The sequence below is a fragment of the Synechocystis sp. PCC 6803 substr. PCC-P genome (assembly GCF_000284455.1).
Classification (GTDB): domain Bacteria; phylum Cyanobacteriota; class Cyanobacteriia; order Cyanobacteriales; family Microcystaceae; genus Synechocystis.
On sequence record NC_017039.1, the window covers coordinates 2,840,427 to 2,864,813 of the forward strand.

The 24,387-nt window shown below is 49.3% G+C and carries 20 protein-coding genes; 10 read left to right on the plus strand and 10 right to left on the minus strand.

Features of this window, described 5'->3' with window-relative positions; genetic code table 11:
* The first annotated feature begins 173 nt into the window (after window positions 1-173).
* Together SYNPCCP_RS13300 and rfbB are read left to right on the plus strand one after the other, a co-directional pair.
* The gene (locus tag SYNPCCP_RS13300) at window positions 174-1,085 is read left to right on the plus strand and encodes a MoxR family ATPase (RefSeq protein ID WP_010873745.1); all 912 of its coding nucleotides are present in this window, start codon (window positions 174-176) and stop codon (window positions 1,083-1,085) included.
* A 30-nt stretch (window positions 1,086-1,115) separates the two neighbouring features.
* Window positions 1,116-2,144 carry a dTDP-glucose 4,6-dehydratase gene (gene rfbB / locus SYNPCCP_RS13305; RefSeq protein WP_010873746.1) on the plus strand — a complete coding sequence of 343 codons (1,029 nt, stop codon included), beginning with the start codon at window positions 1,116-1,118 and terminating at the stop codon, window positions 2,142-2,144.
* Between the two features lie 66 nt (window positions 2,145-2,210).
* On the opposite strand, the gene SYNPCCP_RS13310 is transcribed toward rfbB, so the two are convergent.
* The gene (locus tag SYNPCCP_RS13310; RefSeq protein ID WP_010873747.1) at window positions 2,211-2,474 is read right to left on the minus strand and encodes a hypothetical protein; all 264 of its coding nucleotides are present in this window, start codon (window positions 2,472-2,474) and stop codon (window positions 2,211-2,213) included.
* 107 nt (window positions 2,475-2,581) lie between these two features.
* The gene (locus tag SYNPCCP_RS13315; RefSeq protein ID WP_010873748.1) at window positions 2,582-4,591 is read right to left on the minus strand and encodes an elongation factor G; all 2,010 of its coding nucleotides are present in this window, start codon (window positions 4,589-4,591) and stop codon (window positions 2,582-2,584) included.
* A 133-nt stretch (window positions 4,592-4,724) separates the two neighbouring features.
* On the opposite strand from SYNPCCP_RS13315, the gene purM reads away from it, so the two are divergent.
* Complete coding sequence (purM, locus tag SYNPCCP_RS13320) at window positions 4,725-5,750, plus strand: phosphoribosylformylglycinamidine cyclo-ligase (RefSeq protein WP_010873749.1); 1,026 nt, start codon at window positions 4,725-4,727, stop codon at window positions 5,748-5,750.
* Here purM and SYNPCCP_RS13325 read toward each other — a convergent pair.
* Window positions 5,747-6,385: a class I SAM-dependent methyltransferase gene (locus tag SYNPCCP_RS13325; protein WP_010873750.1), complete on the minus strand. Its 639-nt coding sequence runs from the start codon at window positions 6,383-6,385 to the stop codon at window positions 5,747-5,749. The two genes, purM and SYNPCCP_RS13325, sit on opposite strands and share 4 nt — an antisense overlap.
* Window positions 6,386-6,497: 112 nt before the next feature.
* Between SYNPCCP_RS13325 and hemH the strand changes: the two genes are divergently transcribed.
* Window positions 6,498-7,661: a ferrochelatase gene (hemH, locus tag SYNPCCP_RS13330; protein WP_010873751.1), complete on the plus strand. Its 1,164-nt coding sequence runs from the start codon at window positions 6,498-6,500 to the stop codon at window positions 7,659-7,661.
* A 71-nt stretch (window positions 7,662-7,732) separates the two neighbouring features.
* Here hemH and SYNPCCP_RS13335 read toward each other — a convergent pair whose 3' ends face one another.
* Together SYNPCCP_RS13335 and SYNPCCP_RS13340 are read right to left on the minus strand one after the other, a co-directional pair.
* Complete coding sequence (locus tag SYNPCCP_RS13335; protein WP_010873752.1) at window positions 7,733-9,253, minus strand: amidase; 1,521 nt, start codon at window positions 9,251-9,253, stop codon at window positions 7,733-7,735.
* Between the two features lie 2 nt (window positions 9,254-9,255).
* A complete protein-coding gene (locus tag SYNPCCP_RS13340) occupies window positions 9,256-10,746 on the minus strand; it encodes a hypothetical protein (protein WP_010873753.1) in 1,491 nt (496 codons plus the stop codon).
* Window positions 10,747-11,012: 266 nt separating this feature from the next.
* On the opposite strand from SYNPCCP_RS13340, the gene SYNPCCP_RS13345 reads away from it, so the two are divergent.
* Window positions 11,013-11,888 (plus strand): META domain-containing protein, encoded by an 876-nt coding sequence (locus SYNPCCP_RS13345; RefSeq protein WP_010873754.1) that lies wholly within the window; start codon window positions 11,013-11,015, stop codon window positions 11,886-11,888.
* A gap of 429 nt (window positions 11,889-12,317) precedes the next feature.
* Entirely contained in the window at window positions 12,318-13,532 is a 1,215-nt protein-coding gene (locus SYNPCCP_RS13350; RefSeq protein ID WP_010873755.1) for an EAL domain-containing protein, read from the plus strand.
* A gap of 29 nt (window positions 13,533-13,561) precedes the next feature.
* Here the strand turns inward: SYNPCCP_RS13350 and SYNPCCP_RS13355 are convergent, their stop codons facing one another.
* On the minus strand, window positions 13,562-14,812 hold the full coding sequence (locus tag SYNPCCP_RS13355; RefSeq protein ID WP_010873756.1) for a CCA tRNA nucleotidyltransferase: 1,251 nt from the start codon (window positions 14,810-14,812) through the stop codon (window positions 13,562-13,564).
* A gap of 96 nt (window positions 14,813-14,908) precedes the next feature.
* Between SYNPCCP_RS13355 and SYNPCCP_RS13360 the strand changes: the two genes are divergently transcribed.
* Both SYNPCCP_RS13360 and SYNPCCP_RS13365 read left to right on the plus strand, forming a co-directional pair.
* Window positions 14,909-15,157, plus strand: a complete 249-nt coding sequence (locus tag SYNPCCP_RS13360) for a Ycf34 family protein (protein WP_010873757.1) — start codon at window positions 14,909-14,911, stop codon at window positions 15,155-15,157.
* Between the two features lie 118 nt (window positions 15,158-15,275).
* Window positions 15,276-17,321 carry an NAD(P)H-quinone oxidoreductase subunit 5 gene (locus tag SYNPCCP_RS13365; RefSeq protein WP_010873758.1) on the plus strand — a complete coding sequence of 682 codons (2,046 nt, stop codon included), beginning with the start codon at window positions 15,276-15,278 and terminating at the stop codon, window positions 17,319-17,321.
* A 151-nt stretch (window positions 17,322-17,472) separates the two neighbouring features.
* Here the strand turns inward: SYNPCCP_RS13365 and SYNPCCP_RS13370 are convergent, their stop codons facing one another.
* Complete coding sequence (locus SYNPCCP_RS13370; RefSeq protein ID WP_010873759.1) at window positions 17,473-17,691, minus strand: hypothetical protein; 219 nt, start codon at window positions 17,689-17,691, stop codon at window positions 17,473-17,475.
* A 210-nt stretch (window positions 17,692-17,901) separates the two neighbouring features.
* On the opposite strand from SYNPCCP_RS13370, the gene SYNPCCP_RS13375 reads away from it, so the two are divergent.
* Window positions 17,902-18,474: a hypothetical protein gene (locus tag SYNPCCP_RS13375; RefSeq protein WP_010873760.1), complete on the plus strand. Its 573-nt coding sequence runs from the start codon at window positions 17,902-17,904 to the stop codon at window positions 18,472-18,474.
* Between the two features lie 28 nt (window positions 18,475-18,502).
* On the opposite strand, the gene sdhB is transcribed toward SYNPCCP_RS13375, so the two are convergent.
* Complete coding sequence (gene sdhB, locus SYNPCCP_RS13380; RefSeq protein WP_010873761.1) at window positions 18,503-19,240, minus strand: succinate dehydrogenase iron-sulfur subunit; 738 nt, start codon at window positions 19,238-19,240, stop codon at window positions 18,503-18,505.
* 166 nt (window positions 19,241-19,406) lie between these two features.
* On the minus strand, window positions 19,407-19,796 hold the full coding sequence (locus SYNPCCP_RS13385; RefSeq protein ID WP_010873762.1) for an AbrB family transcriptional regulator: 390 nt from the start codon (window positions 19,794-19,796) through the stop codon (window positions 19,407-19,409).
* A gap of 163 nt (window positions 19,797-19,959) precedes the next feature.
* Here SYNPCCP_RS13385 and SYNPCCP_RS13390 point away from each other — a divergent pair, with 163 nt between their 5' ends.
* The gene (locus tag SYNPCCP_RS13390) at window positions 19,960-20,433 is read left to right on the plus strand and encodes an RrF2 family transcriptional regulator (RefSeq protein ID WP_010873763.1); all 474 of its coding nucleotides are present in this window, start codon (window positions 19,960-19,962) and stop codon (window positions 20,431-20,433) included.
* A 61-nt stretch (window positions 20,434-20,494) separates the two neighbouring features.
* Here the strand turns inward: SYNPCCP_RS13390 and SYNPCCP_RS13395 are convergent, their stop codons facing one another.
* On the minus strand, window positions 20,495-24,325 hold the full coding sequence (locus tag SYNPCCP_RS13395; protein WP_010873764.1) for a diguanylate cyclase domain-containing protein: 3,831 nt from the start codon (window positions 24,323-24,325) through the stop codon (window positions 20,495-20,497).
* Window positions 24,326-24,387: the final 62 nt, after the last annotated feature.

Consider the following 24,387-nt stretch of genomic DNA (forward strand, 5'->3'; position numbering starts at 1 on the left):
ACAAAGTTTCTGGTAAATTGATTGCCAAAAGCTTTTCCCTGCTTTTTATCCATCAATGGTGAACCAATGGGATTCGCAAATACACAGTCACCTTGGGCACATCGGGTGAGGTACAGTAAAAGCTGTTAATTTGTTATCCAAATCCCCCTAGCCTGCGGCGCTATGCTTCCCCTATGCGAGAACAGATTTCTGTCCTTACCCAAAATCTTAGTCAAACCATTGTGGGCAAGGATGAGGCTATTCGTTTGGTGTTGGTGGCCCTGTTGAGTGGGGGCCATGCTTTGCTGGAAGATGTGCCCGGTGTGGGCAAAACCCTCTTAGCTAAGTCCCTGGCCCGTTCCATTAACGGCAAGTTTCAGCGGGTGCAGTGTACCCCCGATTTATTACCAACAGATATTACCGGCACTAACATTTGGAACCCCAGTAGTCGTGAGTTTGAGTTTTTGCCCGGCCCGGCGTTTGCCAATATTCTCTTAGCCGATGAAATTAACCGGGCTACCCCCCGCACCCAGGCTGCTTTGTTGGAGGTGATGGAAGAAAAACAGGTCACAGTGGACGGTGAAACCCGTTTGGTGCCCCATCCGTTTTTTGTCATTGCTACCCAAAATCCCATTGAGTACCAGGGCACTTTTCCCTTGCCAGAGGCCCAGTTAGATCGTTTTGCCCTTTCCCTCAGTTTGGGTTATCCGTCGGAAGCAGAAGAACTGAAAATGCTCCAGCGGCAACAAAATCCAGAGGCGATCGCCGTGGGAGATTTAGAGTCTTGCATTTCCTTGGAAGAAGTGGAGGCATTACAAAAAGCGGTGCGGCAGGTAAAACTAACGGAGGATTTGCAACAGTATCTCCTACGCTTAGTGCGGGCCTCCCGGACTGATGAGGACGTTACTTTGGGGGTTAGTCCCCGGGGCACAACAGCTCTACAACGGGCAACCCAAGCCTTTGCCTTTTTGGAAGAACGGGATTATGCCATTGACGACGATGTGAAATTTGTTGCTCCCCATGTGTTAGCCCACCGCTTAATTCCTGCGAGCGGCAAAGATCCCAAGGCAATTTTGCAAAGACTTTTGGACAGCGTACCCATTTAATTTATTTAACCAAATCGTTCTTTCTTTCCCATGGCAAAAACTCCCATTTTGGTCACCGGTGGGGCCGGTTTTATCGGTGCCAACTTTGTTTACCATTGCGTTCAAACCTGCGGCGATCGCCGTATTGTTGTCCTCGATGCCCTCACCTATGCTGGGAACCGAGCCACTTTAGCACCATTGGAAAAACTGCCCAATTTTCGCTTTGTCCAGGGAGATATTGGCGATCGCCATTTGGTGGATCAACTATTGAGGGAAGAGCAGATTGAGACCATAGCCCATTTTGCGGCGGAATCCCATGTGGACCGTTCCATCCTTGGCCCTGGAGCCTTTGTACAAACCAATGTGGTGGGTACTTTCACCCTGTTGGAAGCTTTTCGAGAACATTGGCAAAGGCGGGGAAACCCAGCCCAATTTCGCTTTCTCCACGTTTCCACCGATGAAGTTTACGGCAGTTTAACCCCCAATGAACCGGGTTTTTCGGAAACCACCCCCTATTCCCCCAACAGTCCCTATTCCGCTTCCAAGGCCGGCAGTGATCATTTGGTGCGGGCCTATTTTCACACCTACGGCTTGCCCACTTTAATTACTAATTGTTCCAACAATTATGGCCCCTACCAATTTCCCGAAAAGTTAATTCCCCTCATGTGCCTCAACATTCTGCGTGGGGAAAAGTTGCCGGTGTATGGTGACGGTCAAAATGTGCGGGATTGGCTTTATGTCACAGACCACTGCCAAGCTCTGGACTTAGTTTTGCACCAAGCCTTGCCAGGGGCAACCTACAACATTGGCGGCAACAATGAAGTTAAAAATATTGAATTGGTAGAAATTTTATGCGACTTGATGGACGAATTAGCTCCTGATTTACCAGTTAAGCCGGCACGACAACTGATTAGCTATGTGACCGATCGCCCTGGGCATGATCGCCGCTACGCCATTGATGCCAGCAAGATTAAACGGGAGTTGGGCTGGGAACCAAAAGTAACAGTGGAACGGGGCTTAAGACAAACAGTGCAATGGTATTTAGACCATGAAGCCTGGTGGAGGCCCCTGTTGGGTTAGTGAATATCAACCAAAGGCGATCGCCTAGTCCATTGGGTAACAGGGATTGCAGAGATTGACAAAATCCTATTGCTGGGGTGGATTTTCCCGCTCCATCTCAATGCGGAGGGGAGCATCAGGTTTTTCCGTTAATCCCAAGCTATTGAGAACCTGCACCACGCCAAAGGCCACCACTACCCCCAGCACCAGTCCTCCCACCACCAAAATGACAAACCAGTTGCGGGCTTTTTTCAGAGCCTCTTCCCGACGAGCTCCCGTGATGTCGTCGTATTCGTCAAAATTAGAGTTACCTTGATCGGAGCCACCACCATTGGGGGAAGGGAAAACCATAAAATTTTAGGGCGATCGCCAAAATAGCCCCTTAAGGTTATCCTGATTTTCCGCCTTGGCAAAGGCCAAAATTACCTAATCCCCCAAGCATCTCTTAAGGAAGACAATCAATCTGGACGTAAATTAGGCGCAAACTTATCCGGCACTTCCTGGAGATGGTCAGATTGCCAAGTAAAATTCCCCACCCCCAAGGTCAAAGAACGCAGTTCAATAATGAAGTTCTGCATTTCTGCTTGGGGTAAATGGGCAGCCACCTGGTCCCAACTTTTCCAGTCGGAACGGGCTTCGTAACCAAGAATTTGGCCCCGATGGCCGCTTACTAGTTGCAACACCCGAGAGGTAAATTCCGTTGGGGTGGTGACGTTAACGCTCAAAATTGGCTCCAACAACACCGGATTACATTGGGGCATTCCTTCCGTCATGGCTAGGCGGGCGGCCTGTTTAAAAGCCTGTTCAGAACTGTCAACATTATGGTAGGAACCGTCAGTTAAAGTAACGGCGATATCCACCACAGGGTAGCCAAGGGGGCCTTTAGCTAAATATTCTCGTACCCCCATTTCCACCCCAGGAATATATTGTTTGGGCACCACTCCCCCCACAATGGTTTCACTGAAGCTAAAGCCGTTACCCCGTTCCAGGGGTTTAATGGTAAGGTACACATCGCCAAATGCGCCATGGCCACCGGTTTGATGTTTGTAGCGGCCGTGAACTTCTGTGCCTTTACGAATGGTTTCTTTATAGGGAACTTGGGGTTGTTGGCTGACCATGGGCAGTTTATATTGCCTTTCCAATCTTTCCAGTGCCACTTTGAGATGAATCTCCCCTTGGCCCCAAAGGATTACTTCTTGGGTTTCGGTATTTTGCTCCCAAGTTAGGGAAGGGTCCTCCTCCACTAATTTTCCCAGGGCAGTGCTGAGTTTGACTTCATCTTTCCTCTGTTCCGGGGCGATCGCCAGACCATAGACCGGGGGCAAAGGCTCAACAAAGGGCAGGGGTTTGACATCAGCAGTAGAAAGGGTAGTCCCGGTGTTGATATTTTCTAACCGAGCTAGACCCACAATTTCCCCCACCGTGGCGGTTTGTACCGGTGTTTGCTGATTACCAAAAAGACGATAAATGCCCCCCAGCCTTTGACCATTTAGGGAGTCAGCTTCCCGTAAAGTTCCCTGCCAAATGCGAGCCAGGGATAATCGACCCTGGGGAGTGAAATAGGTTTTTAATACCTGGGCAATGACGGGGCCGGAACCATCGGTGCTCAAACTCCGGCGGGCCGCCGTCACACTGGGGTCCGGTGCTTCCTTAATCAACACATCCAGCAATGGTCGGACACCGAAATCCTGCTCCGCCGCCCCCAGCACCACCGGCACAATTAAATCTGCCCCCAATTCCTGTTTGAAATCCGCTTCGATTTCCGCCTGGGGCGGTTCCACTTCCTCCAACAATTCCTCCAACAGGCGATCGTCAAAGTCCGCCAACGCCTCCAACATTTCCTGGCGGGCCTGGTGTTCAGCCCCGGCTAATTCCGCTGGCAACGCAATGGGATCGGCGGCACTGCCAGTGTGGTATTGATAGGCTTGCTCCGTAATGAGGTCAATATAGCCCTGTAACTCCTCCCCTTTGTAAATGGGATACTGCTGGGGAATTAGGGGCCGGGAAGAAACACTTTTCAGGGCCTGTAAAACTTCCCCAAAGGGTTGTTTAGCCCGGTCCATTTTATTGATAAACACCAGATGGGGAATGGCCCAATCATCCAAAAATTTAAACAAAGGGGCGAGGGTCAAAACCCGACTCACATCCGCCTCACAAACGATGACCGCAGTACCGGCGCCGACCAACGCTCCATAGGTTTCCTGGGCAAACTCGATGGAACCTGGACAATCGAGGAAATTTAAGCGCAAATTTTCATAATCAATCCCTGCCACACTCACTTCCACACTCATTTGGCGGGCCTTGGCCTCAGGGCTGCTATCGCTCACTGTGTTGCCGTCTTTGATATTCCCCTTACGGCTGACACTGCCACTAACCCACAAAACACTTTCAAGCAGGGTGGTTTTACCACTGCCATAGGGGCCAACAATGGCCACGTTGCGGAGGGATTCATTGGTGGGGTTGTTCATAAAAAAATACCTGAAAGGCTCTTATTGCTGAGCCTAACCCAGAATTCCCGGCCTCAAACCTCTCCGCAATCTCTTGTAAAATTCGGGCAGGAGATTGTTAACTCTGGTTAAGTTTCAGTGGGTAAAAAACGACATGGATTATCGGCAAGCGGGCGTAGATGTGGAAGCAGGCAGGGAATTTGTCAGCCGCATTCGGCAACAGGTGGAAAGTACCTTTCGCCCAGAGGTTATGGGGGGCATTGGCGGTTTTGCCGGGCTGTTTGAGATTCCCGCTGGCTATAAAGCACCGGTGTTGGTTTCCGGCACAGACGGGGTGGGTACAAAACTGAAGATTGCCCAGGCCATGGACCAACACCACACCATTGGCATTGATTTGGTGGCTATGTGTGTAAATGATATTTTGACCACCGGAGCAGAACCCCTATATTTTCTCGATTATTTAGCCACGGGCAAGTTGGAACCGGCCCAATTGGCCGATGTGGTCACCGGCATTGTGGAAGGCTGTAAACAATCTGGCTGTGCTTTGTTGGGGGGGGAAACAGCGGAAATGCCTGGTTTTTACGGGGCAGGAGAATATGATGCGGCGGGCTTTGCGGTGGGCATTGTGGAAAAGTCCCAATTACTCAACGGCTCCCAGGTAAACATTGGCGATGTGGCGATCGCCGTGGAGAGTTCGGGGGTCCACAGTAATGGTTTTAGTCTGGTGCGGAAAATCATTGAAAGCAATGGCTGGCAATGGTCTGATTGTTTACCAGAGTGGGGAGGCCAGTCCTTAGGAGAAATCTTTTTAGAACCCACCAGGATCTACGTCAAACCTATCCAGGCGTTATTGAAGTCAGGCATTAACATCCACGGCATGGCCCACATTACCGGCGGCGGATTGCCAGAAAATCTCCCCCGCTGTTTGGGGCAGGGGCAATCCATCCAAGTCAAAGCTGGAAGTTGGCAACCCTTACCCGTATTTAACTGGTTAGCTGACAAAGGCCAAGTCAACTCCACTGCCATGCTGGAAACCTTTAATTTGGGGGTAGGTTTTGTGGTGCTTGTCTCTCCGGAGCAGAGGCAGACAACCCTAGATTTTTTCTCCGGGCAGGGGCTGGTGGCTAATCAGATTGGGACAGTAATCGAAGGCGATGGCGCTTTTGTTTGGCTAGATTAGTTAACAGTCTTATTTGCTCTGGCCTGGATTACCTGTAAACTGCCCCCCGCATAGAGATGCTTACGAACAACTGTGAAACCAGCTTGGTCCAGTAATGACCCTAAATCGGTGTTAATTAACTGCCAGGCGGTTTCCGTTTCAAACAGGCCCATAAAAATTGCCAAGGGCGGCCAAAATAGCCAATTACTGGGGCGATGTAAATCCACTAAGGCAAAAATTCCTCCTGGTTTGAGCACACGGTGTACGCCGCTGATAATGCTCTGTAGTTGTGCCGGAGTCATTTCGTGCAGGGCGACGCTGGTGTGCACTAGGTCGAATTCCCCTTCCCCAAAGGGTAAATCCTCGGCCAAACCCTGAACATAGGTCGCCTGGGGTACATTAATTTTCGCCCTGCCCAGGGCCTTGGGGGAAGCATCCAGCCCCACCACCGTGGCTCCAGATTGAGCTAGGTAAACAGTGGCTTGGCCACCCCCGCAACACAAATCCAGCACCTTCTGTCCCGGTGAAATTGCTAAATTCTCCAATGGCAATTGATGGAAACGCTCTTCTCCCCCCACATTCAAAGTCGCTAGGCGGGAAACTAGGGCGTAAACCCACGGATACTGATAACTCCAAGTGCGGAAAATAGTTGCCATAACCTAGAAAGAAATTGGGACGCCGTTTGTAGGTTGGGATTCTTTCCTTTTCGCCATCTATTGTTACACTTGGTAAAGAAACTGAAAAATCATTCTACTAAGCTTAACAATTATGGGTCGTGTTGGGGTCTTACTGCTAAATCTTGGCGGACCGGAGAAGTTAGAGGATGTACGCCCCTTCCTTTTTAACCTGTTTGCGGATCCGGAAATCATTCGTCTCCCTTTTCCTTGGTTGCAAAAACCCCTGGCATGGCTGATTTCTACCCTACGGGCGAAAAAATCCCAGGCCAACTACGCCGAAATCGGTGGTGGTTCCCCCCTGTTGCAGATTACCGAAGCCCAAGCCTCCGCCCTCACGACCCGTCTGGAACGCCTTGGCCAGGATGCAAAAGTGTACATTGGCATGCGCTACTGGCACCCCTTTACGGAGGAAGCCGTCGAAAAAATTAAAGGCGATCGCCTGCAACGGCTGGTGATTTTGCCTCTATATCCCCATTTTTCCATTAGCACTAGCGGCTCCAGTTTCCGGGTGTTGGAGGAAATGTGGCATAACGACCCCAGTTTGCGGCAATTGGACTATAGCCTGATCCCCTCTTGGTACGACCATCCGGGCTATCTCCAGGCCATGGCGGATTTGATTGCTCAAGAATTAAAGAAATTCCCCAATCCAGACCAAGCCCATATTTTCTTCAGTGCCCACGGTGTGCCCCAAAGCTATGTGGATGAAGCGGGAGACCCCTACCAGGCAGAAATTGAAGCCTGTACCCGTTTGATAATGCGGACTCTCGATCGTCCGAACCAATACACGTTGGCCTACCAAAGTCGGGTGGGGCCAGTGGAATGGCTCAAGCCCTACACGGAAGAAGCTCTGCAAAAACTGGGGGCGGAGGGCATTGACGATCTATTGGTGGTGCCCATTAGCTTTGTGTCAGAACATATTGAAACCCTCCAGGAAATTGACATCGAGTATCGGGAAATTGCCGAAGAAGCCGGCATTGATAATTTTCAGCGGGTACCGGCCCTAAACACCCATCCAGTTTTCATCGACGCCTTGGCCCAGATGGTGATGGATTCCCTCAACGATCCTCCCTGCACCTTTGAAACGGTGCCCCATCCCAAAAAGAACATGAAAATGTATCCCCAGGAAAGATGGGAATGGGGTTTGACTACGGCGGCGGAAGTATGGAATGGTCGCCTCGCCATGTTGGGTTTCATTGCCCTGTTGGTGGAGTTGATCAGCGGCCAGGGCCCGTTGCATTTTGTCGGCTTGCTTTAGAAAACTTTTGAAAGTCCCCAAACCCCCAATGATGGGGGAATTAGATTATTGCAACCGATCTTGACACTGCGTTAGGGCATAAATTGGAGCGGTAGTTGGCGGGGCTGGTTCCCTTGCAACTGTTGCTCCATTTGATGTGCCAACGCTAGGACTAAAGCATCGGCGGCGGGCTTACCAATAATTTGCACACTGAGGGGTAAACCCTGGTCATCAAATCCCACCGGAATGGCGATCGCCGGTAGGCCGGCCGCATTGGCGGGGGGGCAGGGGGCAATCCATTCAATAATTTTCTGCACCACGTCGGGGGGCGATAGATGGGTCCATTCCCCGATTTTTGGGGGCCGATGATTAAAAACGGGCAAAATTAGGGCGTCATACTGTTCCATAAAGCCGACAATTTGGCGGGAAATCACCTGCATATTCCTTACCCCCCGCAGATAGTCCCCCGCAGTGCCACTGGTTTCCCCTAACCACTGATTAACCGATTCCAACAGGGGTAAAGGAATGCCGGAAGCCCCCACCCCAGCTTTCCAAATTTGGGCAAAGGGTTCAATTAAACTAGTGACATCAAAACAGGCTTCCTCCAATTGATGCCCTAGATTTTCGCAAACGGCGATCACCTTGGCCACAGCCCCTTGAATCTCAGAAGAACTGCTAAAGGGAGGTAGGGAAAAAGCATAGGCCAGGCGCAGTTGCCCAGGGGTTTCCCCCGTGGTCTCCACAAAAGGGCGATCGGGGGACGGTAGCCAATAGGGATCCCCTGTGATGTAACCTTCCATGACGTCCAACAGAGCCGCCGCCTCCAACACAGTGCGACTGAGGGGACCATGGCAGGCAATGCCACTCTGGTAATCTCCCACTGGAGCCTGGGATACCCGGCCACGACTGGGTTTAAAGCCCACTAAGCTGCAACAAGCTGCTGGAGTTCTCACAGAGCCGCCACCGTCGGAGCCCTGGGCAATGGGCACCAAACCCGCCGCCACCGCCGCCGCACTGCCACCGCTAGATCCCCCCGCGTTATAGTCCAAATGCCAAGGATTGCGGGCCGGTAAAAATCCTGGGGGTTCGGTGTAGGGAAATGACCCCAGTTGGGAAGTGACGGTTTTACCCACGATGGTGAATCCCGCCGCTTTCATTTTGGCCACAACACCGTCATCGTAGGTGGCTAAATTTTCCTTCAGGGCTGACACCCCGTAGCTCACCGGCATGTCAGCAACGCAGTTTAAATCCTTCACCGCAATGGGTACGCCAAAAAATGGTGGCAAAGGTTCAGAATTACCCATTCCCGCTAAATATTTGGTTTTCTGCTTCGCATCGGCGATCGCCGACTCCCAGGCCACGTGGGCAAAACTGCCTACTGTTTGATCATATTTCCCCAGGCGATCGAGATAATACTGGGTGATTTCCAAAGGAGAAACCTGGCGAGTGCGGACTAATTGGGCTAAGTCGAGGGCGCTTAGTAAACAAAAATCAGTCATTTTAAAATTGGCAAATAATTGGCGGTTAGAAAAATTAGAAAAATTAAAAGGCAAAGGCTTTAAAACCTTAACGTAATCCGGCAGCACTGACTCCCTATCAGCCTGTCTCCGCATAATCAACTAACTGTATTACCCAAAATTCGTTCAATATCCGCTTCGGAAAGTTTTTGCAGATAATTAATTTTAAATTCTTCGAGGAAATCAATTAATAATTCTTCAATGTCTTCTAGGTGGTGTTGTTGATTCAATTCCACATTAAGTTCCATGGTCAGCTTAGTCAGTAAATTTTCCAGTAGTCGATCAAATTCCTTATCCTGTTCTAGAAAGCTCTGTAGAGTAGTCAGTATGCGCTCGTAGGATATTGCAATCATATTGGCCATTATTTCCCGCTGCATATTTTTTACTCCAGGCAAACTCTGTAACTGGGTGTAACCCTGAATTTGTCCTAGGGAAGACTGCATATTATATAGCATAAAATCTCGTACTTCTGGTTCTACTTCTGGCAATACTTTTTGCAATAAAACCTGGGAAACAATTCTAATGACTTCTACTAACTCATTGCGGTTATTAATATCAATATATTGGGTGGTTTTGGCTCGGTCTAAAAATTTTCGCAGGGCTCCTTCCCGCACTAATTGTTGCATTTGTTCCACCAGCCGCACCACAATTACCTCTGTCATATCTTCAGCAATGATGGCAACAAAACCCTGGGTAGCCTGCCCTTTAACTTTATTCAAATCCATTAATTTAGCTTTATCTAGCCGCACGGTGAGGGGAATAATGCGCAGCCAACGGAAAAATGGTAAAAACAAAAAGAAATCATACCAACGCCACAGCATGGCATCGACCCAACTGACCCCCCGGTAACGCAGGCTAATTAAACGGGTACGTCCCAGAAAGTCTATTAAGAAAATCAGGAAAAAGGGAAAATCAATTAAGGCAAAATTATCCACTGGCTGGCCATTTTCCCCAATTTCTCGGAAATAGTTAGTGGCAATCAGAGGTCTAATTTCTTGGTCAAAAAATACTAGCTGGTTAGTTAGTCCGTTTTTAAGCAGGTAATCCTTAGACCAAAAGGTTTCAAAGGATTCGGTGGCAGATGCATCGGTGGAACCAAAAACATGGAGCCGCATAAGATTTTTGATCCGCTCAAAAGTGCCGGTTTTATTGGCAATTTGGAAGGGATTTTCGATAATCATTTGGGCACTGTCTTGGCGTAATTCCGCGAGAATGTTATCAATTTCCTGCGCCTGTTGTACGTTGCCAGCCCCATCCAAGGCCTGTTCATCTAGTTTGCTATTTAATTCATCCACCAGTTCTAAATAGGCAGCGGTGGAACGGTAAGGTTCAATGCCTTTTACCCAATCGTAGTATGGGGTAATGTTGAAAGGAAAAATCCGCACGGGCCGCTTGGGAAATACCCGCTGGAAAGGGCCGACTTTAACTGAAAGCTGCACTGTCCCCTGTAACCAAAAATCCCGCAATGGGATATAGGTCAAATCAAACAAAACTAAACTGTAATTGGCAAGCAAAATTAGAGCCAATATACGCTCATACCAAAGAGGTACTGCTAGATGTTTTTTGGATCGGTCAAAGGGACGGGGCATAGTTGGAAATGGCAAAATGCTTGAATGATGGCCGCTAACCAGACTTTAAGGTTAGCCATGGAAAGCCTCCCTGGCAGAAGTTTTGGGAGATTAGCTCGGAGTGCTCACCATTGCAGGGAAAAATAAGGTTTCAGCAATAGCCTCTAATGGCAAAGGCAAAAACAATTGGGAAACTGTTCCGTCCCAATTCTAGGCAAGAAATTCCCAATGGTAAAATCATGGGGGTATAGATATCTTGTTTTTTAGCTAATTGCAATACTCCAACCATGCGCCTGAACTTTTCCCGGACTTTGTTTTTTGCCGCCATTATGGGTGGATTTGCGTTGGCTATGGGTAAGGCCCAGCCCTTTTTTCCTAGCAATTCTGTTCAAGCCATGGAAACTTCCAAGTCCCAATCCCTTCAAGGTACTACTTGGTATATTAGCGGTTGGCCTAGCGCCCCAGTGCCAGGCAGTGCTCCGATTACTTTGCAGTTCAAGGGCGCACCGCATAGCGGATCTCTGCGAGATCGCCTGACGGGAACAGCAGGTTGCAATACTTTTAATGGTGCCTATACCAGCGGTGATGGTAACTTGACCATTAACCAAGCTCTGGCCACAACCCGTAAAGCCTGTACCGCCGAGGTGATGGCCCAGGAACAAAGATTTTTACAACTTCTGCCCCAAGTAACGTCCTATAGCATCGGGAACGATGGGCAACTGACATTAACGTATCTAAAGGATGGGGAACAGGGTAGCATTAGTTTCATTCCCGCCAATCAGTACAGCGCTCTCCACAACAGTCAATGGGAACTGGTGACCATGGCCGGTGTGGAACCCATTGCTAACGAAAACTCCCGAGCCATACCACAACTTCAATTCCTTGGCGATCGCCTGACCGGGACAGGGGGCTGTAATCGGTTGATGGGACAATTCACCATTGATGGGGACAATTTGACGGTGGATGAACGCATGGCTTCCACCATGATGGCCTGCTCCGAACCTTTAATGGCCCAGGAACAGCAATTTATTCAAGCCTTAGTTAATGCCCAGAAGTATGAAATTTTGACTAGCGGAGAATTGGTGATCGACTATCTCATGGGAGAGAAAACTGAACAGTTAGTCTTTTTGCCTTTAACCGAGGAAGATTCAGCCCCAAGATAATAATTCCCAACGAAGGCAAGCTATAGACAAAGCATGGGACAGAGGGGAAAAGCTCTCCTCCGGTTCACCGCCGTTGGGGAATGGAGGCGTCAATCCATGTGGAACGCGAACCACACTGACCAGACTAGAATTCCAACAAAGAGAACTGTTCCCAACACAAAGGCGGCATTATGGAGGCTGTTGGTGTCGATGAGCGTCATACAATCAAGGAGGTGTTAGGGTTTAGGGCCTTTGGCGCCGATTAAATCCGTTAACCTTCAACCATGGGGGCAAAGCAACAAGCCCTCCAAGTTTAGCCCCTGTTTGCCCAGGAATATTAACTTGGCAGAGGAACAGTCACAATTTTTGACAATTGCACCGTCAGAAGGAGTTAATTTAGCTTGATTGCTGATTAATCCCACCATTTCATCGCAAAATCCCATCACCGCCATGAATCCCTCCAATGCCCAACTTACCGCTCGTCGTTACCGAGCCGGTGATCCCATTTTCAGTGAAGGAGATCAAGGTAATTTTGCCTATATTATCGAGGAAGGGCAGGTGGAAATCTGGACAGAACTCAATGGCGATCGCCGGGTGCTGAATGTGCTCCAACCGGGCAGTTTATTTGGGGAATTGGCCCTGGTGGATGCCAAACCTCGTTCCGCTTCCGCTTCCGCCCTCACGGATTGCATTCTTTCCCTGGTTACTCCCGATCAAGTTAACCAACGCATCGACACGGCCGACCCGATTTTGCGCCTACTATTGTTGGTGGTAATCGGCCATTTTCGTTCTGAAAGCAATAATTTTCGTGGCACCACTGAGCCAGCTTTGGTCCTAGATGCGGCCCTAACTAAAACTAAACTTTCCCTCAAAGAACGCATCACCGATGCAGTGGACATGATCCGTTTAGAGGGGGAAATGAAAGAGGCGATCGCCAAAGAGCAATTCCATTTGGTGTACCAGCCCATTGTCTTCATGGACGACCTCCGCATCGAAGGATTTGAAGCTCTAATCCGTTGGCAAAGTCCTAAGCGGGGCTTTGTCCGCCCTGATCGTTTTATCGAAGTGGCGGAGGCAACAGACCTAATCATTCCCATCGGTCAATGGGTAATTGAACAAGGATTAAAAGATTTAAAAACTTTCCAGACAAAATTTAACCCCCATTTGTTGATGAGTTTTAATATTGTTGGTCGGCAAACCAACAGTGAAGATTTTGTTCCCTGGCTACTAGAAAAAGTAGACCACTATGGGTTAACCCCCGATAAGGTAAAACTGGAAATCATCGAGCGTACCCTTTTTAGCGGTGAAAGTTCCGCCCCCTGGATTGAAAACTGTCGTTCCCAAGGCTTTGCGTTAGTGTTGGACGATTTTGGTACGGGTTATTCTAGCTTGCAATATCTGAATGAGTACAAAATTGACCGGGTAAAAATTGATAAATCCTTTGTGGATGGCTTGGGCACCAATCAAAACAGTGAAAGTATTTGCTCTGCCATTTTGCAACTCTCCCACGCCCTGGGCATGACAGTGGTGGCGGAAGGCATTGAAACCCAAGCACAATTGGAGATTTTGCAATCCCTCGGTTGTGACTATGGTCAAGGTTATCTATTTTCTCGACCTCTACGCTTTGACCAAGTAATGGTCTTGGATCAAGATGCTTTCCGTTAGGGGAAAATATCCTTCAAATTTGCCCCGGTTCAAGATTTTCCCAGTTCTTGAGCATAGGCTAAAGCTTCCTGCTCATTACTAATTTTTCCTTCGATGTGGGCAATGTTGATTTCCGTTAGCAGTTGGCCGATCAAAGGACTAGGTTTAATGTGCAACTTGTCGATTAAATCCTTGCCGGTAATTAAGGGTTGGGGATGGGCTAGGCGATCGCCCGAATTCAGATAATGAGTCAACAGTTCAAAGATAAAACTGTGGTAATTATGGGGACAGTGGGCCAGGGCATAGAGGACAAAATGGGGTAGATATTTACCCAACTCGACAAAGAAAAAGTACAGTTGTCGCACCGTGGGGCTATTTTCTAAACAACTTAACTGGGGATAGCCCTGCAAAATTGCCTGCACAGAGCGCAGTTCGTGGCGGGAATATTTCAACCGTTGTAATTCCCCTTCGGCGATTTTCACGTCGGCACAGACTAGGCTGGCCAACTTAGCAATGGCAATGCCCTTTTTCCCCAATGCTTGAAAAAATTGTTGACGTTCCACCAGGGTTAACTGGTTTTTGATGGCGGCGATCGCCAAATCGATGCAACCAATGGCATTGAGGGAACTGAGGTTAGCATGGGAGAACCAGTGAGCTAATATACCATCTTGCCAAGCGGCCAAAAGCCACTGACTACCCCGGGGGCTGCCCAGCAAATAGTTAAATTCCGCTTGCACCCGTTCTGCGGCCACCGTTTTAATGCGGGGAGCTAATTCCCGTAAAACTGTTCTTGTGTCAGGATCGAGGGTGAATTGTAGCTGGGCCGCCTGACGGTAAGCCCGTAGTAGCCGCAAAGGATCATCAGCCAGGTTTACGGCCGCCACCATTTTCAGTTGACCCCGTTGCAAATCCCCCACCCCCGCCATGGGGTCAATTAATTTGTTTTGCTGGAAGTTATAGGCGATGGCGTTAACGGTGAAATCCCGCCGGGCCAGATCCTGTTCCAAGCTCATGCCCTCCTGTTGGGCAAAATCCACTGTGCCATGGGCAAATACCACCCTGGCAATGTGTCGAGCCTTATCCAACACCACAAATCCCGCCCGGTATCGACTGGCGATCGCCGAAGCCGTTTCAATGGCTCCACTAGGCACGACAAAATCCCAATCCAAATATTCCCGTCGTCTCCCCAAAAGGGCATCCCGCACTGCACCACCGACCAAACAGGCTTGGGGAGGAAGTAGAGCCAGATCAAAGGGAACCTGTTGACGTAAATCAGCCAGGTGGCTCACAGGACAAAGCATAATCAATAACCGTTACCCCAGCACAGTTTGCAGTTTAGGCACAATCTCTAAGTCTAAGCTAGAGTAGCGAAAAATAGGCAAAAATTGAGGTTTACCATGTGTATTTGTGTGAACTGCCATTACGTGGACCGCTGTATCACCTACCATGCAGTGGAACATCAACATCAACAACCCCATTTGAGCGATCGCCCGGATTTTGATCCGGTCAACCCTTCTATCAACGTAAATATTCGTACCCCCGACCATGGCATCGAAATGGAATGGGATGTGGTGGGTTGCGACAGTTTTTTACAAGAAATGGGCAAATGGAGCCGTTTACGCCCCAATGAATTAGTCCCCACCTAGCTTTTTTTGGCCAAAACTAGTTTCCCCTGACAGCGAAACGCGGCAAAAATAACGCTCCGTGCAACAATGAACGCGGTATCAATAACATATAGGCAACTTCGTTAACCAAGGTTTCAAGATGGAATTACTCTATCAATTAGCCTGGCTAATTCCCGTCCTGCCCCTATTTGGCGCAACGGTAGTTGGCATTGGCCTCATTTCTTTCAATCAAGCAACCAATAAACTACGGCAAATCAACGCTGTTTTCATCATTTCCTGTTTGGGGGCTGCATTGGTAATGTCTGGGGCTTTGCTCTGGGATCAAATCCAAGGCCATGCCAGCTATGCCCAAATGATCGAATGGGCATCGGCGGGGAGTTTCCATTTGGAAATGGGTTATGTGATCGATCACCTCAGTGCTTTGATGCTGGTGATTGTAACCTCCGTGGCCCTGTTGGTGATGATCTACACCGATGGCTACATGGCCCACGATCCGGGTTATGTGCGTTTCTATGCCTATCTCAGTCTTTTTGCTTCCTCCATGCTGGGGTTGGTAATTAGCCCCAATTTGGTGCAGGTTTATATCTTTTGGGAATTGGTGGGGATGTGTTCCTACCTGCTGATCGGTTTTTGGTATGACCGTAAAGCCGCTGCCGATGCTTGCCAAAAGGCCTTTGTCACCAACCGGGTGGGGGATTTTGGCTTATTACTAGGTATCCTTGGCCTTTATTGGGCCACTGGCAGTTTTGATTTCGGGACCATTGGGGAACGCCTGGAGGGTTTAGTATCCTCCGGAGTCCTCAGCGGGGCGATCGCCGCCATTCTGGCCATTTTGGTTTTCCTTGGTCCTGTGGCCAAATCGGCCCAATTTCCCCTCCATGTCTGGCTACCGGACGCCATGGAAGGTCCCACCCCCATTTCTGCTTTGATCCATGCAGCTACCATGGTGGCGGCGGGGGTATTCCTGGTCGCCCGGATGTATCCGGTGTTTGAACCGATTCCAGTGGTGATGAATACCATTGCCTTCACCGGTTGCTTCACTGCCTTTTTGGGGGCCACCATTGCTTTAACCCAAAATGACATTAAAAAAGGTTTGGCTTACTCCACCATTTCCCAGTTGGGCTATATGGTGATGGCCATGGGCATTGGGGCCTATTCCGCTGGGCTATTTCACCTGATGACCCACGCCTATTTCAAAGCCATGCTGTTCCTCTGTTCCGGCTCCGTGATCCACGGTATGGAAGGGGTGGTGGGCCACGACCCAATCCTGGCCCAAGATATGCGCATTATGGGCGGATTGCGGAAATATATGCCCATCACGGCCACCTGTTTCCTGATTGGAACTTTAGCTATTTGCGGTATTCCCCCCTTTGCGGGCTTCTGGTCTAAGGACGAAATTCTCGGCCTCGCTTTTCAGGCCAATCCCCTACTCTGGTTTGTGGGTTGGGCCACCGCCGGTATGACTGCTTTTTACATGTTCCGGATGTATTTCATGACCTTTGAAGGGGGTTTTCGGGGCAATGACCAGGAAGCGAAAGACGGGGTTTTACAGTTCTACGGTTTACTGCCCAACTTTGGCCCAGGAGCCATGAACGTGAAGGAATTGGACCATGAAGCCGGGCACGACGACCATGGCCACAGCAGTGAACCCCATGAATCCCCTTTGACCATGACGTTTCCCCTCATGGCCCTAGCCGTGCCTTCGGTGTTAATTGGTCTGTTGGGACGGCCCTGGGCCAACCAGTTTGAAGCGTTTATCCATGCGCCGGGGGAAGTGGTGGAACACGCCGCTGAATTTGAATGGGGCGAGTTTTACGTCATGGCTGGAAATTCCATCGGCATTGCTTTAATTGGCATTACCGTGGCTTCCTTAATGTATTGGCAACACAAATTTGACCCCAAAGTGTTGGCAGAAAAGTTTCCATCCTTGTACCAACTGTCCTTGAACAAATGGTACTTTGACGACCTTTACGACAAGCTGTTTGTCCAGGGTTCCCGTCGAGTGGCCCGTCAGATTATGGAAGTGGACTACAAGGTCATTGACGGAGCGGTCAACCTCACTGGTTTAGTCACCCTAGTCAGTGGGGAAGGTTTGAAATATCTAGAAAATGGCCGGGCCCAATTCTACGCCCTCATTGTGTTTGGGGCGGTGTTAGGCTTTGTAATTGTTTTTAGCCTCACCTAGGTTGGGAGAACTAGTTAATTGGCATAGTTAATTAGCATTGTCTCCCCCCAAAAAGGGGCTAAGCTTTCCAGCCAAACCCGGTAAATATTTTTTTTATGACCATTTGGTTACTCTGCCAGATGGTTTTTTATTGTTTCAAAGTCAGACAAAATTAATAACTATCTTCCCCTTGGACGGTTTTGAGCACTAAACGCTGATTGGCCTGCATCAACAGGTCGGCGATCGCCGTTTTGAATCTTAGAGCGACGGAGGAATTGGCCAAGAAAGCCTGGGCTTGTTCCCGGTATTCTGCCCCCTGTAACGTTTCTGCTTGGTCTAGGGTTTCCAAAGCTTGGCAGAGGTCATTAATCTGGGCGGTGTGGTCAGACATGGTCTTATTTCTCCAATGCTGTTTCCGCCATGGTAACCCAGCTAACTAAAAACAGAACCTTGCTTCATGAAACTTTTGCCTTGTTGCCGTTGCCACTTCCCCCATTGCAAAGCTAAGCAAAAAATAGTTTTCGTTGCTACCGAACAAGGCGAGAACTAGCCATCGTTAAAATGGGGTAAGCCGAGATTCTAACCAGGAGGTGTTGATTCCGTGTCCGGTAAAAAAAATGATTACGATGCTCTCTTAGCAGATTTCACCGATCGGGAAGGGGCGATCGCCCTACTGCGCCAACATCGACCCTACCTAGAAAAGCTACCCAGTTTGCGGCGGCCAGAACGAAGCATTATCACCATCCCCCTGCCCATTGTCCGTTTGCGCCATCTTCCCCTCAACGATGCTGACCAAGGGGGCCGACAAACCACTCCCTTGGCCAAGGTAATTCCCTGTGACCTGGCAATTTTGATGTGTGACCCAGAATGGCAGGTGAAATTAGGCTCGGAAATTTTGGTCTTTATCCACCGCCCAGAGGAAAACTTTTCTGATCTACTCAGTCGTTGGCGTCGGAGTCAAATTTATCTGGACCAAGACTATGAATGGTTGATGCCCCCCCAGGAAAAACATATGTTTAGTGAAGCGGCGGAGGAAATCTGTCCCCTATTCATTATTTTTGAGCAAACTCCCCACCATATCCAAAAGGGTCTGGCCGGAGCCGGGTTGCCCTTTGTGCTCCACAGTGAAGGCAATTTAACAATGGCGGAAACCCTAGAACTAATTTCTGAATAATGGTTTAAGTAAACTTAAATTTAGGAATTTAAAGGGGATCCATCAAGTCAAATAAACGAATTTTTAAGGCTTCAATCTGGGACAGAGGAGCCACCCCAGTGGGGCAAGAATCACTACACATGCGGCAGTTGTTGCATCCCCACACCCCCTGTTTATCTTTGCCCAGGGCTTCGAGGCGGGCCTTAGTGGCCATATCCCGATTATCTAAAATCAAACGGTTAGCTTTGGCTAGGGCATGGGGCCCGACAAAATTTTCGTTTTTCTTTTTGGCGTCGCAGTCGGAATAACAAACTCCACAAAGAACACAATTGCTCACATCGTTGAGGGCAGCCCGCTGCTCTGGGGATTGGGAAAATTCTGCTCCTTTTTCCCCTTGGTGCTTATTAATCAAATAGGGATAAACCGCATCTAACCCGGCAAAAAATTTCTCCATATCCACCACCAAGTCTTTAATAACGGGTAAATTCCCCAGGGGACTGATGGTGAAAACTCCGGTATTTTCCTGGTTACTTTCGGCTAACCACTGGCCCAAGCTTTTAATACTTTCTTTGCAGGCCAACACCGGGCGATCGTTCACCCTCACGGCGCAGCTACCACAGATGGCATTACGGCAATTCTTGCGGAAGGCCAAGCTGCCATCCTGTTGCCATTTGATCTGATTTAAACAATTTAGGATGCTGGTTTGGGGATCAACATCCAAATAATAATTCTGCCAATGGCGATCGCCATCAGTTAGTTGTCGTTGTATTTTGCAAACAATTTCCATGGTATGAGGAAATCAACAGGGCAAAAAAGGCTCGACCTTCCTATTACGGAAGGGCCGGGGGCAATAATTTTTATTCCTGGTCCCGGCAAAATTCCATAGATCAATGGGGAATTGTAGGAGGATGTCCCCCTTAAATTTTATCCCCATTAGTCCCAGCAAATTAGCCTTACTCTTCTTCGTCGTCAGCCCCCACCTGTTTGAGGTGAATGTGTTTGCGACCGAGGGTAATTTCAAATTCATCTCCCACGTTGAGGCTCATTTTTTTTGTGTAGGCGGCTCCAATGAGAAGATTGCCGTTGGATTGCACGCTAATGCGGTAACTAGCGGAGCGGCCACCCCGACCTTGACCGGAAGCAGAACTGTCTAAATCAATGCCTTGGGCATCCATTAAGGCGTTGTAGAACTTCATCATATTGACCCGGGGCAGGCCTTTTTTTGTGGAAGTTACATAACCGCAGATTTTAGCTTTCTCTTCTTTGGGCAGATCGCCTAATTCTTTAACTTTCTCGAGCAATGCTTCGCCAGTTAGGGGCTTGGTTGCGTTTGATTTAGCCATTCAAGTTTTCGGTGATTGAGATTGATCAGAATTGGTAAGCAAGGGAAGATTAGTCGAAGGAATGGTTGACTCTTTTGCTCCTTGCTACCCTGCTTATATTACACGTTTCTTGGAATAATTATCTAGTTTGTTCAAATAAATAGTTAATTTAATGGGATAGTTGATGGGCAAGGATGGCTTCTATACTAAAGGGATGAAGTTGACAACAAAAAGCCATTACAGTGTTAAAGCCTTACTGGATTTAGCTCTACAACCGGACTACGGCCCTGCTTCGGTGAAGGCGATCGCCGAGCGACAGAATATCCCTGGGCCCTATCTGGAAAAACTGTTGATTACCCTGCGACGGGCGGGCATAGTTAATGCCTATCGGGGGGTGAGGGGAGGATATCAATTGGCCCAGGCCCCGGATCAAATTTCCCTGGGGCAAATATTAGCGGCCCTGGAAGAAAGCCTGGAACCATTTCCCCAATATGGGGATGACCAAAGTTTGGCGGAGGATTGGGTTACCCTCAGTGTGTGGCGACAACTACACCAAAAATTTGTCAAAGCTCTCTATTCAATTACTTTGGCTGACCTTTATTACGATGCCCGCAGTTGGCAGGCGGCCCAAGGGGAAGGGATTAATTTTATTGTTTGATTGATCGAAAAATAAAGGCGGGATATCAATCTTCAAACCGCTTAATTGTTAGGCGATCGGGCTAAACTTCCCCATCAACATGGGGCAACTGGGACCCTTCATAGGCCAGCCATTGGTTGCGACCTTTTGCTTTGGCTTCATACAGCGCCAAATCCGCCGCTTTGACCAGAGCGTTGGGATTGATATGGCGTTCGGGAGTATAAACGGCAATGCCAATGCTGAGGGTGACATGGCCCGTGCCGGATACCGTGTGGGGAATGGCCAAATTAGCCACTTCCACCTGGAGAGCTTCCGTTACATTGATTGCCCCTTCTAGGCTAGTTTCGGAAAGAATAATAGCAAATTCTTCTCCCCCGTAGCGAGCCACTAAATCCGTTGGTCTTTTGGCAACTTTGGCCATGGCATCGGCAATTTTTTTCAGACATCGATCGCCAGCAGGATGACCATAATTGTCGTTAAAACCTTTGAAAAAATCCACGTCACAAAGCAGCAGAGCTAAGGGTTCCCTAATCCGTTGTAATCGTTGCCATTCCCGTTCCAGGGTGGAATCAAATAAGTAGCGGTTACCCACTTGGGTGAGGGCATCCAAGGAGGAAATTTGCTGTAACCGAATGTTGGCCGTTTCCAATTGTTCATACAGTTCCCCCTGGTGAATGGCGATCGCCACCTGGGTTGCCAACTCCATCAACAGTTGCAGATCCTCTTCTTGCCAATAACGGGGGGTTTTGCATTCATGGGCAATGAGCAAACCCCAAAGATTTTCATTGAAAACCACCGGCACTACCAAATTAGCTTTGACCTGGTAATGGCGCAGTAACTCCTTGTGGCAGTCCGCCAAGTCAGCCTTTTCAATGTCAGATACAGCCCGCACCCTACCTTCTCGATACAGCCGCAGATAATGGCCCTTAAAACAGGGATCGTCAATTTCATCGTTAATAATTGATCGGCAAAAATCATTGTGGGATTCCGTCACCACCTGCCCCGACCACTGGGAATTAAATTTAAATAACACCACCCGGTCAGTATTTAGGAATTGCCTCACTTCGGTGACGGTGGAGTACAAAATGTCGTTGATGTTGAGGGAAGCGCGAATTTTATTGGCAATTTTCAACACTAATTTTTCCTTGACATTGCGCTGTTGCAACCGTTCCTTGAGCAAAACGTAATCGTGCAGTTTTTCTGTCCAAGGATTTTCCCGATTGAGGGAATTGGGCAAGGGGCGATCGCCAACATTACCCTGGCCCGCCTCTGTTTCTGTTTCCGGCAGAGCAACCTTGGGCAGGGGCGGAGTGGGGCCAAAATCAAGAATCTGTGGATAGTAAAGATAGGTCATCATCGCTTCTGCTGGAAGGGGCCTAGTGAGGAAATAGCCCTGGCCCAGATGGCAACCCATTTTCTGCAAACGTTGCAGTTGGGCTTCCGATTCGATCCCTTCGGCCACAGTTTCCAGATTTAAACCATTGGCCAAATCAATCACGTACTGAATAATGGCGGTGTCTGCCCCCTCATTGAGCAAATCATTCACAAAGGATTTATCAATTTTCAGGCGGTGAATGGGCAATTGCTTGAGAATGCTGAGGGAAGAATAGCCGGTGCCAAAGTCGTCGATCGCCACCTGTACCCCCTCTTCCCGCAGACGATGGAGCAGCACCACTGTCCCTTTAATATCCTCCATCATCAAACTTTCGGTAATTTCGAGTTCCAAGTCCTCCGGCGGCATGCCTGTGCGTTTCAAACATTCCAGCACCGAATTAAGCCATTTTTCGTCCTGGAATTGACGGGCCGAGATATTTACTGCCATGCGTAGCCGACGCCCCGTTTCCCGGAAAAAATGTTGGTGGGTAGCACAGGCCGTTTCCAGCACCCATTGCCCTAAATGATTGATCAGCCCCAATTCCTCTGCTAGGGGAATAAACACATCGGGGGCCACCTGCCCCAGTCGGGGATGCTGCCAACGCACCAAGGCTTCTACCCCTAACAATTTACCCGTATCAAGGGCCACCTGGGGTTGGAAGTAGAGTACAAACTCTTGATTAGTCAAGGCCTGCCGCAGGTCTGACTCCAACGTCAGGCGATCGAGCATGGGGGCTGAATCCTGGGGGCGGTAAAACTGGTAAGTGTTTTTGCCCTGACATTTCGCCCTAGTGAGGGCAATTTCTGCAAACTTCAGCAAAGATTCCGCCGTTTCCCCATCGTAGGGAGCGGTGCTAATGCCCATACTGGCGGTGAGATAAATGGGTTGGCCCTGGAGGAAAAAGGGTTCTTGAAAGGTGCTCAACAGTCTTTCACACAGGGGAATCATTTCCTGGTTATCACTAATTTGGGTCAGCAAAATAGTGAAGCCATCCCCATGCCAACGGGACAGAAGGGGGCTATAGGCCGCTAGGGGGCTAAGTTTTTGATTGAGGCGATCGGCCACTTCCTGCAACAGACCATCCCCGGTTTTATGGCCAAAGCTTTCATTAATGCGTTTAAATCTATCCATGGCAATAACCAAAACCCCCACCATTTTCCCTTCATAGAGAGCATCCAACAGAGCTAGGGTGAGTTGACGATTAAAAATGATCCAATTGGGCAATTGGGTCAGGGGATCGTAGGCAGTTTGCTGGGTAATCAGTCTAGTCACAAACTGTTGGGTAATGGCCATGTACAGTTGGGTGCTGGCCACTTGGGCTAATTTCCGTTCTGAGCGATTCCAGGTGGGCACCAATTTTTGGGTTTCTTCCCAAGCCTCGAAGGAAAGACGGGGCAGAATATTGCGGCGGTCAATGCCCCGTTTCCCGGCCCAGTGTTTTACCAAAGATTTCTCCTTCCGCAGCAGAATTAAGCTCCCCACCCATTGCTGATCCGCCGCCAGGGGCACAATCAGGAAAGATTGGAAATTTTCTGCGCTTAGGGATTCCGGCGGGGCAATCCAATCGGAGCGCTGTTCTAATTCCCCCAAAGTGTAACCATGGGGCACACAGTTAGTGGGAGGTAGCGGTGCCACACTGGTGAACGGTCGAGGTTTTTCCCAGGTGGACTGTACTGCGGCCATCGGCTCCATCGCTGCTGAAGGTTGGCCCCGCATTAGCTCCTGCCACAGGGACGTTTCCAGCCAATTGCCCCAGTCAAATCTGAGGTTCCATTGGTAATGCTGGGCAACAGAACCGGTTAAATCCGGGGCAATGTAGAGCACAGCTCCATCGGCTTCCACGGCTTGCCCCACTGTTTCCAATGCATACTGCCAGGTTTCCGGACGATCGCCATACTGAGCCACCGTTGTTTCTAGCCTTTGTACCAGCGCTTCCTGTACCTGTTGCTGATGTACCTGCCGGCTTAACTGGGACTGGGTAATGGCCAGGGAAACTTCCTTGCTCAACAGGGCCATGGTTTCCCACTCCTGCTCGGTAAATCGCCGGGGTTTACTGTGGTGTACCGCCATAATGCCCCACAGTTGCTGATCCTGCATTACGGGCACCGTTAGGGAGGATAACACCCCCATGGCAAGGAGATATTGAATATGACAACTATCCACTGTTGTGTAATGGCCATTACTATGCTCCGTCGGACTAATGCGACCGGACAACTCGTGGGATTTTTTCCGACGGTGGGCCACATCCACGGCGATCATCTTCCTTTGGTTACCCAACTCTTCCCTGGCCTGGGGCGGAATGTCCTCCACCGGAAAATGTAGCCCCAACAAGGATGGCAAAGCAGCTCTGTTAACTGCCTCTGCCAACACTTCCCCGCTGCCATCGCTGGCAAATTTGTAAATTTTTACCCGGTCCACTCCTAAAAAGATACGAGCCTCTTCCACAATTACCTGGAGGGTTTCCCGTAAAGTCAAAGCCCGGTGGAACTTATTGATGACGTTACGGAGAAAATCTTCTAAGGATCGATTAGGGTTCATGTTTTGACTCGGCGGGGATTAAGCGGTGGGAAGGATCTCGTTGTAACGACCAACAACCCAAG